Origin of the sequence: Loktanella agnita (genome assembly GCF_046640325.1) — a bacterium.
In the GTDB taxonomy this organism is placed as follows: domain Bacteria; phylum Pseudomonadota; class Alphaproteobacteria; order Rhodobacterales; family Rhodobacteraceae; genus Yoonia; species Yoonia agnita.
Map to the genome: position 1 here is coordinate 277,101 of NZ_JBJMBF010000002.1, position 15,356 is coordinate 292,456.

The 15,356-nt window shown below is 58.3% G+C and carries 19 protein-coding genes; 13 read left to right on the forward strand and 6 right to left on the reverse strand.

Annotated features, from left to right (window positions below):
* The first annotated feature begins 257 nt into the window (after positions 1–257).
* The 6 genes from ACJ5NV_RS03455 (at position 258) to ACJ5NV_RS03480 (ending at position 3,656) form a co-directional block, all read left to right on the forward strand.
* On the forward strand, positions 258–599 hold the full coding sequence (locus tag ACJ5NV_RS03455; RefSeq protein ID WP_411642224.1) for an AtpZ/AtpI family protein: 342 nt from the start codon (positions 258–260) through the stop codon (positions 597–599).
* The gene (locus ACJ5NV_RS03460; RefSeq protein WP_411642225.1) at positions 574–1,341 is read left to right on the forward strand and encodes a F0F1 ATP synthase subunit A; all 768 of its coding nucleotides are present in this window, start codon (positions 574–576) and stop codon (positions 1,339–1,341) included. Before ACJ5NV_RS03455 ends, ACJ5NV_RS03460 begins: the two co-directional genes overlap by 26 nt.
* A 58-nt stretch (positions 1,342–1,399) precedes the next feature.
* Positions 1,400–1,624 carry a F0F1 ATP synthase subunit C gene (locus tag ACJ5NV_RS03465; protein WP_089993977.1) on the forward strand — a complete coding sequence of 75 codons (225 nt, stop codon included), beginning with the start codon at positions 1,400–1,402 and terminating at the stop codon, positions 1,622–1,624.
* A gap of 80 nt (positions 1,625–1,704) precedes the next feature.
* On the forward strand, positions 1,705–2,253 hold the full coding sequence (locus tag ACJ5NV_RS03470; protein ID WP_411642226.1) for a F0F1 ATP synthase subunit B': 549 nt from the start codon (positions 1,705–1,707) through the stop codon (positions 2,251–2,253).
* A gap of 3 nt (positions 2,254–2,256) precedes the next feature.
* Complete coding sequence (locus ACJ5NV_RS03475) at positions 2,257–2,814, forward strand: F0F1 ATP synthase subunit B (RefSeq protein WP_411642227.1); 558 nt, start codon at positions 2,257–2,259, stop codon at positions 2,812–2,814.
* Positions 2,815–2,885: 71 nt separating this feature from the next.
* The gene (locus tag ACJ5NV_RS03480) at positions 2,886–3,656 is read left to right on the forward strand and encodes a CPBP family intramembrane glutamic endopeptidase (protein ID WP_411642228.1); all 771 of its coding nucleotides are present in this window, start codon (positions 2,886–2,888) and stop codon (positions 3,654–3,656) included.
* Here the strand turns inward: ACJ5NV_RS03480 and ACJ5NV_RS03485 are convergent.
* The 3 genes from ACJ5NV_RS03485 to ACJ5NV_RS03495 form a co-directional block, all read right to left on the reverse strand.
* On the reverse strand, positions 3,653–4,420 hold the full coding sequence (locus tag ACJ5NV_RS03485) for a FadR/GntR family transcriptional regulator (RefSeq protein WP_411642229.1): 768 nt from the start codon (positions 4,418–4,420) through the stop codon (positions 3,653–3,655). The two genes, ACJ5NV_RS03480 and ACJ5NV_RS03485, sit on opposite strands and share 4 nt — an antisense overlap.
* Before the next feature lie 103 nt (positions 4,421–4,523).
* Positions 4,524–5,180: an OmpA family protein gene (locus ACJ5NV_RS03490; RefSeq protein ID WP_411642230.1), complete on the reverse strand. Its 657-nt coding sequence runs from the start codon at positions 5,178–5,180 to the stop codon at positions 4,524–4,526.
* A 114-nt stretch (positions 5,181–5,294) separates the two neighbouring features.
* Positions 5,295–6,143, reverse strand: a complete 849-nt coding sequence (locus ACJ5NV_RS03495; protein WP_411642231.1) for a methylated-DNA--[protein]-cysteine S-methyltransferase — start codon at positions 6,141–6,143, stop codon at positions 5,295–5,297.
* A gap of 95 nt (positions 6,144–6,238) precedes the next feature.
* Between ACJ5NV_RS03495 and nth the strand changes: the two genes are divergently transcribed.
* Both nth and ACJ5NV_RS03505 read left to right on the forward strand, forming a co-directional pair.
* A complete protein-coding gene (gene nth, locus ACJ5NV_RS03500) occupies positions 6,239–6,883 on the forward strand; it encodes an endonuclease III (protein WP_411642232.1) in 645 nt (214 codons plus the stop codon).
* Complete coding sequence (locus tag ACJ5NV_RS03505) at positions 6,880–7,869, forward strand: adenosine kinase (RefSeq protein ID WP_411642233.1); 990 nt, start codon at positions 6,880–6,882, stop codon at positions 7,867–7,869. Before nth ends, ACJ5NV_RS03505 begins: the two co-directional genes overlap by 4 nt.
* Here the strand turns inward: ACJ5NV_RS03505 and ACJ5NV_RS03510 are convergent.
* The 3 genes from ACJ5NV_RS03510 to ACJ5NV_RS03520 all read right to left on the reverse strand — a co-directional run bounded on the left by ACJ5NV_RS03510 (position 7,835) and on the right by ACJ5NV_RS03520 (position 9,684).
* Positions 7,835–8,554: a hypothetical protein gene (locus ACJ5NV_RS03510; RefSeq protein WP_411642234.1), complete on the reverse strand. Its 720-nt coding sequence runs from the start codon at positions 8,552–8,554 to the stop codon at positions 7,835–7,837. The genes ACJ5NV_RS03505 and ACJ5NV_RS03510 overlap by 35 nt on opposite strands.
* A gap of 96 nt (positions 8,555–8,650) precedes the next feature.
* The gene (locus tag ACJ5NV_RS03515) at positions 8,651–8,977 is read right to left on the reverse strand and encodes a hypothetical protein (RefSeq protein ID WP_411642235.1); all 327 of its coding nucleotides are present in this window, start codon (positions 8,975–8,977) and stop codon (positions 8,651–8,653) included.
* A gap of 8 nt (positions 8,978–8,985) precedes the next feature.
* Positions 8,986–9,684 (reverse strand): DUF599 domain-containing protein, encoded by a 699-nt coding sequence (locus ACJ5NV_RS03520; protein WP_411642236.1) that lies wholly within the window; start codon positions 9,682–9,684, stop codon positions 8,986–8,988.
* 78 nt (positions 9,685–9,762) lie between these two features.
* On the opposite strand from ACJ5NV_RS03520, the gene ACJ5NV_RS03525 reads away from it, so the two are divergent.
* The 5 genes from ACJ5NV_RS03525 (at position 9,763) to ACJ5NV_RS03545 (ending at position 15,200) form a co-directional block, all read left to right on the forward strand.
* Positions 9,763–11,196 (forward strand): FAD-linked oxidase C-terminal domain-containing protein, encoded by a 1,434-nt coding sequence (locus ACJ5NV_RS03525; RefSeq protein ID WP_411642237.1) that lies wholly within the window; start codon positions 9,763–9,765, stop codon positions 11,194–11,196.
* A 60-nt stretch (positions 11,197–11,256) separates the two neighbouring features.
* Positions 11,257–12,339: an FAD-binding protein gene (locus tag ACJ5NV_RS03530; RefSeq protein ID WP_411642238.1), complete on the forward strand. Its 1,083-nt coding sequence runs from the start codon at positions 11,257–11,259 to the stop codon at positions 12,337–12,339.
* Positions 12,339–13,736: a glycolate oxidase subunit GlcF gene (glcF, locus tag ACJ5NV_RS03535; RefSeq protein ID WP_411642239.1), complete on the forward strand. Its 1,398-nt coding sequence runs from the start codon at positions 12,339–12,341 to the stop codon at positions 13,734–13,736. Before ACJ5NV_RS03530 ends, glcF begins: the two co-directional genes overlap by 1 nt.
* Positions 13,737–13,791: 55 nt before the next feature.
* Positions 13,792–14,601 (forward strand): trypsin-like serine peptidase, encoded by an 810-nt coding sequence (locus tag ACJ5NV_RS03540; protein ID WP_411642240.1) that lies wholly within the window; start codon positions 13,792–13,794, stop codon positions 14,599–14,601.
* Between the two features lie 131 nt (positions 14,602–14,732).
* Complete coding sequence (locus ACJ5NV_RS03545) at positions 14,733–15,200, forward strand: Hsp20 family protein (RefSeq protein WP_411642241.1); 468 nt, start codon at positions 14,733–14,735, stop codon at positions 15,198–15,200.
* Positions 15,201–15,356: the final 156 nt, after the last annotated feature.

Consider the following 15,356-nt stretch of genomic DNA (forward strand, 5'->3'; position numbering starts at 1 on the left):
GGCACGTCGGGAGCGCTGGTTCAAAGTATCGGGTGATTTGCTGACTGGGACGGCCATGTGGCTGTCCCGCGCTAAATAGTAAACCGCGCAGTTGAATTTGAAATGGTGGCATTTGGGTGATATTTTGCGCCGGTAGCCGTGGGCGTATTTCTGTAATTATGTATACAAAACAGTCTTTTGAGACGACTTCGGCGCTGCTTGACTCTGTGCGGCCCCGCGCCTAGACCATGCCCAACCTTTCAAGGGGTCTGCTACCGATGTCTGACAGCAATGACGCTGATCGCCTCAAGGCGTTAGAAGCGAAGATTGCGCGGCTCAAAGAGCCAGAGGTCGTCAAGGACCACGCGGAAGAACACTATTCTCAGGCGCAGCTTGCCTGGCGGATGGTGATCGAGCTTGTGGCCGGTCTCGCGATTGGCTTTGGCATCGGATACGGGCTGGACACCCTTTTGGGAACGCTGCCCATCTTTCTGGTGCTGTTCATATTCTTTGGCCTTGCCGCTGGTATTCTTACCATGATGCGGTCCGCCAAAGAGGTGCAGTTGAAGCAGCAACGCGCTGCTGAAGAAAAGGATGAGACACGTGGCGACAGAGACTGACGCACATTCCGAAGGTGGCCTGGTATTCCATCCGCTGGATCAGTTTATCGTCAAACCATTGTTCGGGGACGGCCCTGTGCATTGGTACACGCTGACGAATGTGACCCTTTGGATGTTCATTGGTCTGGCCTGTATCGCGGCTGTGTTCGTGATGGGCAGCAAGGGCCGCGCGATTGTCCCAAGCCGGATGCAGTCGATTGGTGAGCTGATCTACGGTTTCATCTACAAGATGGTCGAAGATGTCACCGGTAAAGATGGGGTGAAATACTTCCCCTATATCATGACCCTGTTCGTGTTCATCCTGTTTGCCAACTACGTTGCCCTGCTGCCGATGTCTTATAGCCCGACGTCGATGATCGCGGTCACTGCGGTTCTTGGCTTTGGTGTGTTTATCGCGGTCACAGTGCTGGGTTTTGTCAAAAACGGCGCATCTTTTCTTGGTCTGTTCTGGATGTCGGATGCCCCTGCGATCCTGCGTCCGATCATCGCCGTGATCGAGGTGATTTCCTACTTCGTTCGCCCTGTCAGCCATTCTATTCGTCTGGCCGGTAACATCATGGCAGGTCACGCGGTTCTGAAAGTCTTTGCTGGCTTTGCAGCGCTGGTGTTGGTCAGCCCTGTTGCGATCCTAGGGATTGTCGCGATCTATGGTCTGGAGGTCCTTGTGGCCGGTATTCAGGCCTATGTTTTCACTATTCTGACATGTGTCTATCTGAAAGACGCATTGCACCCGCATCACTAATGACGGTGGGTGAAATCACCCATCCTATGTCTAACTTCCAAACGTAAGGAGAATACTCATGGAAGGCGAACTCGCACATATCGGCGCTGGTCTGGCTGCAATCGGTTCTGGTGCCGCTGCTATCGGTGTTGGCACCGTGGCTGGTAACTACCTGGCAGGCGCATTGCGCAACCCATCCGCTGCTGCATCGCAGACAGCAACGCTCTTCATCGGTCTGGCCTTCGCAGAAGCCCTGGGGATCTTTGCATTCCTCGTGTCGCTTCTGCTGATGTTCGCAGTCTAAGACAGCGACCCATTCCTTACGTCTTGGTGGTCGCATGACCTGCGGCCACCGGGTAAACATCAAGGTATTCGGGGGCCATCATGGCAACAGAAACAACTGAAGCCGCTATCGGTGCTTGTGTCGATGCAGGGGGTTCTGCCCTTGGCATGCCACAGCTTTGTGCGGATTGGATGCCCAACCAGATCTTTTGGTTGCTGGTAACCCTGGCTGCGATTTATTTCGTGATGTCGCGCATCGCGCTGCCACGTATTGGTGCGGTTTTGGCCGAACGGTCAGGCACGATCACCAATGATATTGCTGCGGCGGAAGAGCTGAAGCTCAAGGCGCAGGAGGCTGAAGCGGCCTATGAAAAGGCGCTGGTCGATGCCCGTGCGGAAGCAAACCGCATTGTCGCCGAAGCCAAAGCTGAAATTCAGGCAGAACTGGATGTCGAGCTGCAAAAAGCCGACGCCGAAATCGCTGCCAAGACGGCTGAAAGCGAAGCGGCCATTACTGAAATCCGCGACGGCGCTGTCAAAAGCGTCACCGCAGTCGCCAAGGACACTGCCAAGGAATTGGTGGCGGCTATGGGTGGCTCTGCTGATGCGAAAACCATCACCGCTGCGGTGAATGCACGGATGAAAGGGTAAGTCATGCGTTTGATGATCACATCACTGCTCGCCCTGAGCGCCAGCCCCGCATTCGCGGCAACCGGCCCGTTCTTTTCGCTGGGCAATACGGATTTCGTGGTTTCGATCGCGTTTCTGATCTTTATCGGCATCCTGCTTTACTACAAAGTGCCCGGCGTTGTTGGCGGTATGCTGGACAAGCGTGCGGATAGCATCCGTGCTGAGCTAAACGAAGCCAAGGCGCTGCGCGAAGAAGCACAGACACTGCTGGCCTCTTACGAGCGCAAGCAGAAAGAAGTGCAAGAGCAGGCGGACCGTATCGTCGCCTCGGCAAAGGAAGAGGCCACAAACGCCGCTGCCGCCGCCAAGGATGATATCGCAAAGTCCATCACCCGTCGCCTTGCGACCGCAGAAGAGCAGATTGCAAGCGCGCAAGCTGCTGCTGTCAAGGATGTGCGCGATCAGGCGATCGTTGTGGCCGTTGGTGCCGCAAAGGACGTGATGGCCAAGCAGATGGATGCGAAAGCTGCCGGTGCGCTGATCGACGAGTCTATCGCGACAGTGGCCGAGAAAATGCACTAACGCGTGGCCTGTGCCTTGATATTGATTGCGAAACCCGGTCGCCCTTGGCAGCCGGGTTTTTCTTTGGTTAAATGTCGGTTTTTCTGATGCACGGCCTGACCCGCGCCTTTCATGCGCTTGCCATCTATGTCGTGATTTTGGTGCTGGGGCTTGTTTACCTTTACCTGCCCGCTGACGGTACGCCGGACACTGCGCCGCTAATCACGCGTGGCTGGTGGATACAGGCGCTGCTGGCGCTGTTCAGCCTGTATTATGCCTGGCGTTATTTCGGTTGGACGGGTGCGGGGTTTGGTCGCTTCAAAATGGATGGAGTGATTTGGCTTTTCCCGGCTGTTTTTGTTCTTCTACTCTTGTTTATCCAACTGTCAGAGGAAGTGCGCGTCGACAGCCTGACCACAGAGCACTGGCGCATATTGGGGCTGATCGCGGTGACAACCTTTCTGATCGGCGTGTCGGAAGAGGTGATGTTTCGCGGTATTCTGCTGCGTGGCGCGCTGCAACGGATGGGCGTGCTGCCTGCGATGCTGCTGAGCGCGGCGGCGTTTTCGTTGTTGCATACGGTCAACCTGCTAGGCGGGCTGCCGTTCTGGGACCTGCTGAAGCAGCTGGGCTTTACCTTTCTTGTCGGGGTTTTCCTTGCCCCGCTGGCGCTGGTCATTGGCAATCTTTGGCCTCTGATCATCTGGCATTGGCTTTGGGATATGGCCATATTTTCAAGCACCTATATGAACGTGATACAGCCGCTCGCGTTGAGTGGTATTCTGGTGCAGGTGGTGATCGGTGGCTGGCTTTGGGGGAAAGTGCTGCGCGCCTATCCTGACGGGATGGCGCAGGCCAGTTAGCGCCCTGTTTCGCTTTCAAACCGCTTGCGCGCAAAGCTTTCGTTCCGATCCGCCTTTGTCTGCGCGGATAGGGACATTTGCACAAAATCCAGATGCGCGGCCACAGCGGCCCGTGCGCCTGCGGGGTCGCGCGCCTGAAGTGCGACGTTGATTGCCCGGTGCTGATCCAGCAGTGTTTCGCGCGTGGTCCGCTGCCGAAACATGACGGTGCGGTTGTAGAACACGCCTTCGCGCAGCAGGTCATACATGGACCGCATCATATGTAGCATGATGATGTTATGGCTGGCCTCGATGATGGACAGATGGAAATCGGCGTCCAGATGCGCCTCATCCGCGGGGTCGCGCTTTTGGTGGGCGGTTTCCATTTTTTGGAAGATGGCGTCGATGACCATCAGGTCGGTGTCACTGGCCAGACGTGCGGCGCGTTCTGCGGCCAGACCCTCCATATCACGGCGAAAGCTGATGTAGTCGGAGACGGCTTCATCATGGCTGGAAAAAAGTTTGACCAAAGCGGGCGCAAAAGCAGAGCCGAGCACATCGGCCACATAGACACCTGCACCGGCCTTGGAGGTCAGCAATCCGCGCGCTTGCAGGTCGGCCAATGCCTCGCGCAGGGAGGGACGGGAGACGCCCATGCGTTCGCTCAACTCGCGCTCTGACGGTAGGCGTTCGGCGGGGCGCAGGATGCCACGCAGGATCAACCCTTCGATCTGGCGGATCACGCCGTGCGACAGTTTTTCCTGTTGAACGGGTTCGAATGGCATGGGGCACCTCTTACGACTGGTCAGAATGTATGACCACAAAGGGGTGTTCACAATGAAAAAGGGCCGCCCTTGAAGGACGGCCCTGAGATATATGTGTGGTGAATCAGTTCGGGGTGATGATGATCTCAACCCGGCGGTTTGCCTGCTTGCCGCTTGCGGTCTGGTTTGACGCAACGGGCTGGTTTTCACCGGCACCAATAGAGCGGACACGGGTGGCAGAGACGCCACCGTTCAGCAGAACAGCAGATACAGCCTGCGCACGACGCTCGGAAAGATCCTGGTTGAATGCAGCAGCACCGTCACTGTCGGTGTGGCCGATAACGTTCACGGTGGTGTTTGGATATTTGTTCAGTGAGTTGGCAACGATGCGCAGTTCACGCTGGGATACAGAAGACACGGCAGTGCTGTTGGTTGCGAACAGCAGATCCTGCGACAAGACAACCTTCAGGTTGCTGCCGTTGTTGGACACGCCCACATCCTGACGCAGCTCGCGGCGCAGCTCTTCGGCCTGACGGTCAAGGTTGCTGCCGATTGCAGCACCTGCGCCTGCACCCAGTGCCGCACCAATCAGGGCAGATTGGTTGCGCTCACGGTTGGATTCATCACGGTTCGCGATGGCCCCGACAGCAGCACCAGCAGCAGCACCCAGCAACGCGCCCTGGCGTGCTTTTTGGTTCTCGTTTGGTCCGGCGGGATCACAGGCGGTGACGAAGGTCATCGAAGCTGCGGCCAGCACAAGTGGAAATTTTGTAAAGTTCATATTTATGTCCATTTGATACGGTGCGCATATGCGCGGTTTGGATGGGTCAGCGTATGCCCACTTTGTCGCTGATATCCAATAACGCATCAACCGCAGCCATGGTTCCGCCCAAAATTAGCCAATAGTTGCCGTTGCGTCCACGCGGGCCGCTTCCCAAGCCAGCATGGCCCGCTTCACCGGAAGCCCCCAATGGTATCCGCCAAGGGCCCCGGACTTGCGCAGTGCGCGGTGGCAGGGGATCAGCCAGCTTACCGGGTTGCGCCCGACTGCTGTGCCAACGGCCCGCACGGCGCGTGGGTTCCCAACGGCCTGTGCGATTTCCGAATATGTGGTCACATGCCCTGACGGAATGCTTAACAGCGCCTCCCACACCTTAAGCTGGAATGGCGCGCCAAGCATGTGCAGTTGCGTTTCGCCGGTCATGCCCAAGGCGGCCATCGCCCATGGTCGCAAGGATGCCGGGTCTTCGATATAGGTGGCCTGCGGCCAGCGCGATGTCATATCGGCCATGGTCGGTTCTGGTCCGGCCTCTGCTGCGAAGGCCAGCCCGCAGATGCCACGATCTGTCCCCATGACCAGCGCCGGGCCAAACGGGCTTTCGAACCAGCCCCAGTAGATGCGCAGGTCTGATCCGTCGCGGGCATAGTCGCCGGGGCTCATTGCCTCCCAGCGGACAAAAAGATCGTGCAGCCTGCCAGAGCCGGAAAGCCCGACAGCATGGGCCGTATCCAGCGTGGTGAATCGGTCGCGCAGCAGCGCCTTGGCATGGCCGAGCGTCAGATATTGCTGATACCGCTTCGGCGAGACGCCGACCCAACTGGAAAACAGCCGCTGGAAATGTGCCGGGCTCATCTTCATGTCGGCGGCCAGATCGGCCAGCGATAGGGGCTGGTCGCCTGCGGCATCAATTGCGGCAATCGCGCGCCGCATGATCTGATAGTGATATGTTTCTGTTTGTTCCATGACGGCTAAATTAGGCGCATGTGCCGTCTGGCGCGACCCGGAAATTGCGCATCTTTTACTTGCCCGCCTTTGCCCCTGCGGGCATACCGGGCGGAATGGTAAAACAGCTTGATTATCACACGATCCGCGAGATCTTTGAACGGTTCTACTTTGCTGAACCCGAACCGAAGGGCGAGCTGGAGCATGTGAATGTCTACACACTTGTCGTCGCTGTCGCCCTGTCCGCGCAGGCCACGGATGTGGGAGTGAACAAGGCGACGCGCAAACTGTTTCAGATTGCTGATACGCCACAGAAAATGCTTGATCTGGGGCTGGATGGGCTGACCGAACATATCAAGACTATCGGCCTGTTTCGCCAAAAAGCCAAGAACGTCATGAAGATGAGCCGGATCCTCGTCAACGACTATGAGGGCGAGGTCCCCAATTCCCGCGCCGCCCTGCAATCGCTGCCTGGTGTGGGCCGCAAGACGGCCAATGTGGTGCTGAACATGTGGTGGCGGATGCCCGCACAGGCGGTGGACACCCATATCTTGCGCTTTGGCAATCGCAGCGGAGTGGCTGTGGGCAAGGATGTGGTCGCCGTGGAACGTGCGATCGAAGATCACATTCCGGCGGATTATCAACTTCACGCTCATCACTGGATGATATTGCACGGCCGCTACGTGTGCGTCGCCCGTAAACCTAAATGCGCAGTCTGCCTGATCCGGGACCTGTGCCAATTCGAGGATAAGAATTTATGAGTAATTTCGATGTGATCGGTATCGGCAACGCAATTGTCGATGTGATCAGCCATGCCGAGGATACGTTTCTTGATCACATGGGGATCGAAAAGGGCATTATGCAACTGGTCGAACGTGACCGCGCAGAGGTGCTTTATGCCGCGATGAAGGATCGGACGGAAACGCCGGGTGGTTCTGTTGCGAATACCATCGCCGGGCTGGGCAGTCTGGGCTTATCCACGGCCTTCATCGGCAAGGTGAAAGATGATGCCCTGGGCCGGTTCTATGCCAAGGGAATGGAAGAGTCGGGTACAGCCTTTCCAAACCCGCCGGTTGCTGCGGCCGAGGCGCCGACCTCGCGTTCGATGATCTTTGTGTCTCCGGATGGCGAACGGTCGATGAACACTTATCTGGGCGCAGGTGCCGATCTGGGGCAGGCGGATGTGTCACATGATCTGTTTACAGACAGCAAGATCCTGTTCCTCGAAGGATATTTGTTTGACAAGCCGGATGGCAAAACAGCCTTTGCCGAGGCTGCCCGCCAGATGAAAGCAGCAGGCGGTCGCGCCGGTATTACCCTGTCCGATCCGTTCTGCGCCGAGCGGCACCGCGCGGATTTCCAGCGCCTGATCAAGGAAGAGATGGATTTTGTCCTTGGTAACGCGGCGGAATGGACGACGCTTTATGAAACAGATGATCTGGCGGCTGCGCTCGATCTGGCCGCAGCTCATTGCGAAACGGTGGTCTGCACCTGTTCGGGCGATCCGGTGATCCTGCGCCGCGGCGCAGAGCAGGTTTCGGTGCCGGTGCAAATGGTTGTGCCGGTGGATGCGACCGGGGCAGGGGATCAGTTCGCGACCGGGTTTCTGTATGGGTATGCCAGTGGTAAATCGTTGGACGTCAGCGGGCGCATGGGCGTTATCGCGGCGTCAGAGGTGATCAGCCATGTGGGCCCCCGCCCGAAGGCAGACCTCAAGACGCTGTTTGCGGATGCCGGACTGATCTGAGCCAGAGTGCATCAAGCGCGTCGATGGCGGCCGGGTCAAACCGGTCTTGCTCTTTCCAGTATTTACCAGAAGGCACGCGGTAACCCAGCGTGTCTTCTTGCGCCAAAGCGTCCCGCTCTATGGTTTCGTCATGGGGCTGCGGTATTGCGTTCAAGGCCTGTTCCGGCATGCTGCGCGGAAACACAAGGCGGCTTTGATCAGTGGACAAGTTCACCATCGCGCAGGTTTGCCGGGCGGCTATCACCATCAACCGCGCTGATTTCGCTTCGAGCGAGCGCAGGGTGATATCCTCGCGCAGCGGATCGGCGGTGCCTGTGCCATAGAAATGGGTTTGGGTTGTCGCCGGATAGATCATGTCACAGCCCAGCATCGCAATAACACGCGGCTGCAAGGTTCCCAGTGCCCAATAGGCGGCGGTAAAGGCCATGGTCCCGCCCGCATAGACAAAGCCGCCATAGCTGTTTTGCACCGGGACATAGGTATCGGAGCGGATAATCCGCTGTCCGGCGTTCAGCGTGACAGGGTGCCGGTCAGCGGGAAAATCGTCGGGATGGATCAGATCATCCCAATCCGGGCGCACGGCCCAAGCGTTATTGATCACCACGATGCGATCAAAATAGCGGCGCGGCCAGTCGCGGCAGGTCAGTACATTCGGCCCGCTACCCAGAATCAGCACTGAGGTCATTGTTGAAATCTCACGTTGTTGGCGAACAACCTAGCGGTATGTGTCGCCGCTGCCACCCCGCAGGCTGATTAATAGCACAGACACTTTCGGCCTCCCTTAGCGGGCCAGCGCAACCTCGTGCAGCGTATCCGACCAGCCATGCAGATTGCAGCTGGTCCGGATGAAAACAGCGCTCGCCCCTTCCGGGATCGTGACCCCGCTAAGCGACCGGGTGAAGGGCTGCTCGAACTGGTGGGGGTGGTGCAGCTTGCGATAGCCGAGACTGTTGCCGTCTGCGTCCAGCACCTCCCACCCGTCGGCATAGTGGTCCCAGCCGGTATCGGGATGTGACAGGGTCACACTGACGCTGTTGCCACTGATGGTTACATTTTCGACGATGGGCTCATCCGCAAACACGGGCGCGGCGAGAAATACAGATAACATAAGATACTTCATGTATCGCTTTCTATCAGAAGCTGCCGCGTGAACGAGGCAAATTCTCGTGACCAGACCAGCCAGACCACCATCAGCGTCGCGATGATCAAGGGCCATGGACCCAAAAGCCAGGCCAAACCGCCAAGCGCGAAATACATGCCGCGCAGGCCCCGGTTGAAATTGATCGCGGCGCGGATATTCAGTTCGCCTGCTTTAGCAGCGAGTGGATAGGCGCGCGGATCGGCCGGATCGCCGGGGACGGCAGCCATCAGAACCGCGCAATAGCCGAAGACCCGGTTGGACCAGACAAATTTGAGGAACGCATGGGTCAGGAAAAGCGCGACCAGCCCCAGTTTCAACTGCCAGATCAGGACCGGGACCTGTACCTCTGTCACCTCTGCCGCGACACCTTGCAGGGGGGCGGTATTTCCCACAAGCGCCAGCACGCCACCGATGGCAAACAGGCAGGTGGAGGCGAAAAAAGAGGTGCCCTGGCGCAGGCTACCCAGAATTTGGCTGTCAAAGATGCGCGGATCACGTGCGACAAAGACTTTCATCCAAGCGCGTCGGTGTTGCGCCATCAGGATGGTCACTGATGGGTGTTTGCTGCCGGGATGTTCGATCCACCAGCCAATCCCGAACCACCAAAAGACAATAAAACCGGCAGCGCACCAGTCCAGCGCTGTCAGCAGGGTGACATGATCCAATAAATCCATGGCTCTTGTCTATCGCGGGTGGAACGGACTTGCTATATCTTGAAATTGGTAATAGTTTTTTACCAAAGGAGCCGATCAATGGATATGCCAGCCCCGAATGCCAGCATTCTGTCGCGTAAGGATCAGATCGTCGCCCGGCTGCGGGCGGTGTTGCCTGCGACCTCTGTAATCTCTGACATTGTTGAGGCGCGCGCTTATGAATGCGACGCGCTGACCGCTTATAAATGTCCGCCGCTTTGTGCCGTGTTACCGGTGAGCACGGCTGAAGTGTCCGCTGTGCTAAAGATATGCCATGAGATGGGCGTGCCGGTCGTCCCGCGCGGATCGGGCACATCGCTCGCAGGGGGGGCGCTGCCGACGGCCGATTGCGTTATTCTGGGCGTGGCGCGGATGAACGGGGTGATTGAGACAAATTACGACGATCGCTATATTCGCGTGCAGACAGGCCGCACCAACCTGTCCGTCACAGGTGCCGTGGAACCGAATGGGTTCTTTTATGCTCCCGATCCGTCCAGTCAGTTGGCCTGCGCCATTGCAGGCAATATCGCGATGAATTCCGGCGGGGCGCATTGCCTGAAATACGGGGTGACGACCAATAATCTGATGGGTGTCACCATGGTGATGATGGATGGCACGGTGGTCGAAATCGGTGGCGCGCATCTGGATGCGGGCGGGCTTGATCTGCTGGGGCTGATCTGTGGGTCCGAAGGGCAGCTGGGTGTTGTGACCGAAGCGACCCTGCGCATCCTGCATAAACCCGAAGGCGCCCGCCCGGTGCTGATGGGCTATGATAATAATGAAACAGCCGGTCAGGTCGTCAGCGATATCATCAAGGCTGGCATTCTGCCGGTGGCCATCGAGTTCATGGACCGCCCTTGCATTGAGGCGACGGAAGCTTTTGCCAAGGCGGGCTATCCGATGTGTGAAGCGTTGCTGATTGTCGAAGTCGAAGGATCGCCGCAAGAGATCGACGACCAATTGGCGCGGATTATGGAGATCGCGGGCCGTCACAATCCGGTTGAGCTGCGCGAGGCAAAAGATGCCGATGAGGCGGGCCGTATTTGGCTGGGCCGTAAGTCGGCCTTTGGTGCCATGGGGCAGATCAATGATTACATGTGTCTGGATGGCACGATCCCTGTGACCGCATTGCCTTTTGTTCTGAAACGCATCGGAGAGATGTCGGACCAGTTTGGCCTGAAGGTCGGCAATGTGTTCCACGCAGGCGACGGCAATATGCATCCGCTAATCCTGTTTGATGCCAACAAGCCCGGCGATCTGGAACTATGCGAAAGGTTTGGCGCCGAGATATTGAAGCTATGTGTCGAGGTTGGCGGTTGCCTGACTGGCGAACATGGCGTGGGCATCGAAAAACGGGATCTGATGCATGTGCAATATGATCCCGCCGATTTGGAAGCACAGATGGCGGTGAAAGATGTATTCGATCCGCAATGGCTGCTGAACCCGGCCAAGGTGTTTCCCCTCGGCAGTTCGGGGGATCGTCGTGCCGCATAGGGGCTTTGCCCCTCGGGCTGCGCCCTCACCCCAGGATATTTTTGGCCAAAAGAAGATGCGATGACCCCGAAAAGTGAACAGGAACTGGCAGAGATCATTGCTGGCAGTGATGGCCCGTTGCGGATCATGGGCGGCGGCACGCGCCCGATTGGCCGGGTGGAGGCTGCGCCGCTGTCGACCGGCGGGATGTCGGGTATCACGCTTTATGAGCCCGGTGCGCTGACGCTTGTGGCGCAGGCCGGAACGCCAGTGGCCGAGATCACGGCGGCCTTGGCTGCCGAAAACCAGCGGCTGGCGTTTGAGCCGATGGATCACCGCCCGTTGCTGGGGACCGTCGGTGAACCGACGATTGGTGGCGTCATCGCCGCGAATGTGTCGGGCCCCCGTCGGATTGCCGTCGGCGCGGCGCGTGATTTTGCGCTGGGTGTGCGCTTTGTCGATGGGGCAGGGCGTATTATCAAGAACGGCGGTCGCGTGATGAAGAATGTGACCGGCTATGATCTGGTTAAACTGATGGCGGGGTCTTACGGCACGCTGGGCGTGCTGACCGAAGTGGCGTTGAAAGTGCTGCCGGATGTGGAGGCGGCGACGAGTTTGGTTTTAGATGGGCTAGATGACACCACCGCAATTCAGGCGATGTCGGCGGCGTTGGGATCACCATACGAGGTGAGTGGGGTGGCCCATGATCCGCAGGCGGGCAAAACACGATTTCGTCTGGAAGGGTTTGCCAGCTCGGTTGCCTATCGGGCTGCGGCGCTGGGCAAGGCATTGGCACGCTTTGGTACTGCGGTGGAGGCGGACACTGATTGGGCCGCGATCCGCGATGTGACCGCATTCGCGAGGCAGGCAGGGGATGTCTGGCGGATTTCGACCAAGCCCTCTGAGGCGGCCGCGCTGGTTGCGCGCATCGGCGCGGATGCCGTGCAGTATGACTGGGGCGGCGGGTTGATCTGGGTATTGATGCCGGGAGGGGCTGACCTGCGGGCACTTTTGGGTGCGTTTGACGGCCATGCCACGTTGATCCGGGGCGCAGTCGATACACCAAGCTTTCAACCCGAACCTGCACCACTGGCGGCCATCAGCGCAGGCCTGCGCGCGAAGTTTGATCCGCGCGGTATATTGAACCTTGGGATGATGACCTGATGCAGACCACTTTCACGCCTGACCAATTGCAGGACCCCGGCACGGCGCGGGCTAACGATATTCTGCGCGCCTGTGTGCATTGCGGCTTTTGCACCGCGACTTGCCCGACTTATCAGGTATTGGGCGACGAGTTGGATAGCCCGCGCGGCCGGATTTATCTGATCAAGGACATGTTGGAAAATGAGCGGGTGCCGGATGAGAAAACGGTCAAGCACATTGACCGCTGCCTGTCTTGCCTGGCCTGCATGACAACCTGCCCGTCCGGGGTGCATTACATGCATCTGGTTGATCATGCCCGCGCCTATATTGAGGAACATTATGACCGCCCGTGGTCAGACCGCGCACTGCGTTGGTTACTGGCGCGCATCCTGCCTTATCCGATGCGGTTTCGTGTGGCGCTCTTGGGGGCCAAGATCGCGCGCCCTTTTGCGCGGTTTGTGCCGGATGCCCGCTTGCGCGCAATGTTGGACATGGCCCCGAAACATATCCCACCGGTCAGCCGCAATGATGATCCGCAGACCTTTCCTGCCGCAGGTAAAAAGATGCGTGTCGCCCTGATGACCGGCTGTGCCCAGCGGGCGCTGAACACGGATATCAATGATGCGACGATCCGCCTGCTGACACGGCTGGGGGCAGAGGTTGTGGTGGCCGAAGGTGCTGGTTGTTGCGGTGCCTTGACCCATCACATGGGTAAGGAACGCGAAAGCCACGCGGCGGCTGCGCAGAATATCCGGGCTTGGGTGGCCGAGATGGATCTGGGGCTGGATGCCATCGTGATCAACACCTCTGGCTGCGGGACAACGGTCAAGGATTACGGGCATATGTTCCGCAATGACCCGCTCGCCGCAGAGGCAGCACAGGTGTCGGCCATCGCGAAAGATGTTAGCGAAGTGCTGATGGAGCTGCTGCCCGCAGATGCACCGCACTTGCAGCGCAATGTCGCAAAGACAGCCATCGCCGGAACGGATGCTGCGATATCGCCAACTCAGCCGACAAAGATAGGGGAGGGCGCGCTGCGGGTTGCCTACCATGCCGCCTGCTCTTTGCAGCATGGGCAGCAGATCAAGACCTATCCCAAAGAGCTATTGCAGCGCGCCGGGTTTACGGTGCTGGAACCCGCTGACAGCCACCTGTGCTGTGGATCGGCGGGCACCTATAACCTGATGCAGCCAGAGATTTCGGGGCAATTGAAGGCGCGCAAACTGCAAACACTGGAAGCTCTGACGCCGGATATTATCGCGGCGGGCAATATCGGCTGCATGATGCAGATCGGCGGTGGAACGGATGTTCCGGTGGTGCATACGGTCGAACTGTTGGACTGGGCGACAGGCGGACCACAGCCGCCTGCGTTGACGCAGGCAGGAAAGCGCCACCCCCAGGTTCCTATGCTGCGCTGACGCCATATTCCTGCCCCAACTGTCCCCCATCTTGGGTCAAACACTAGGACAAATGATGCGGTATCGTCTGATAGCAGCGCTGCTGGCGCTGGGGCACAGCGGCGCGATTGCGCAGGAAGAAACAGGGCTCGTCACGCTCCAGACCCGGCAAGAAAGCCGCGGGTGGGAGGCAGTCGGGCGACTGGATATACGGGGCAAAGGATTTTGTACCGCGTCACTGATCCGGGACCGGCTGATCCTGACCGCCGCACATTGTCTTTTTGATTCTGATGGCAGTCTGATTGGCGCGGATCGTTTCGAATTTCGCGCCGGGCTGCGTGACGGGCGGGCACAGGCCACGCGCATGATCAACCGCGCGGTTGCCCATCCCGACTACACCCATAACGGCGATGCCAGTAACCCCAGCGACGTGGCCGTCGATATCGCAGTGCTGGAACTGGACCGCCCGATCCGGATGTCCCGGATTCGACCTTATCTGATCGCTGATCGCCCGCTGACCGGTGATCAGGTCGGTGTCGTGTCTTACGGGCGTGGGCGTGAAGATGCGCCAAGCCTACAGCAAGTGTGCAGCGTGATGGGGCGGCAGACCGGCGTGATCGTGATGACATGCGACGTGGAATATGGCTCTAGCGGGTCGCCGGTGTTCATGATCCGGGATGGCGAAACGCGCATTGCCTCTGTTGTGTCGGCCATGGCGCAGGTTGGCGGGCGCAAAGTATCCTTGGGCACTTCACTGGCCGGGCCGTTGAACGCCTTGCTGACGCGGTTCGCGACGCTTGGCCCGTCGCGCCCCGGTGGCACCCAGCGGCTGATGGGCACGGCAGAGCGTAATGACACAGGCGCCAAATTCGTCAGTCCGAATTAGGGTCTTGAAACTGCAAATCGTCTTTCCCAGATAAAGTGTATCGGGACGCCAGATTGGGTCCTGATTTCACAACGCTCGTCCCTGATGGGAGGGCGGAAACACTGTTATCGCTTGATGAAGGATGACCTGAAATGCGTAGTTTTGACCTGACCCCCCTGTATCGTGCCACCGTTGGCTTTGACCAAGTTGCTGATCTGATGGATCGCGCTTTGGCCAGCGATGTTGGCCAGAATACATACCCCCCCTATAATATCGAAAAGACCGACGATGACGCTTGGCGCATTTCGATTGCCGTTGCAGGTTTTGGCGATGATGATCTCGCTATCGAGGTGAAGGACCGCGCGCTGCACGTGACGGCGCGAAAGGCGGAAGACGATCAAGAGCGCAAGTTCCTGCATCGTGGCATCGCCACCCGCGCGTTCGAGCGTCGTTTCCATCTGGCTGACCATGTGCAGGTGACCGGTGCCAGCCATGAAAACGGCATGCTGCATATCGACTTGGTGCGTGAAGTGCCCGAGGCGCTGAAACCCCGCCGGATTGCGATCAATTCAAATGGTGCACGCCAAGCGAATTTGGTCGAGGCGAAATCGGTCAACTAAAGCGTTATGCGAAAAGCCTGAATCTGTTAACGTTGCCTGAATTCATAGATTTGGGCGCGTTAGCAGAAAGGTCATGTGTCAGGTATTTCGTCAAACGCTATAAGCCCGCTGTCGTGGGCACTAAAATTCCGTTGTGGAGAAAGGGCTGCCGTGTTG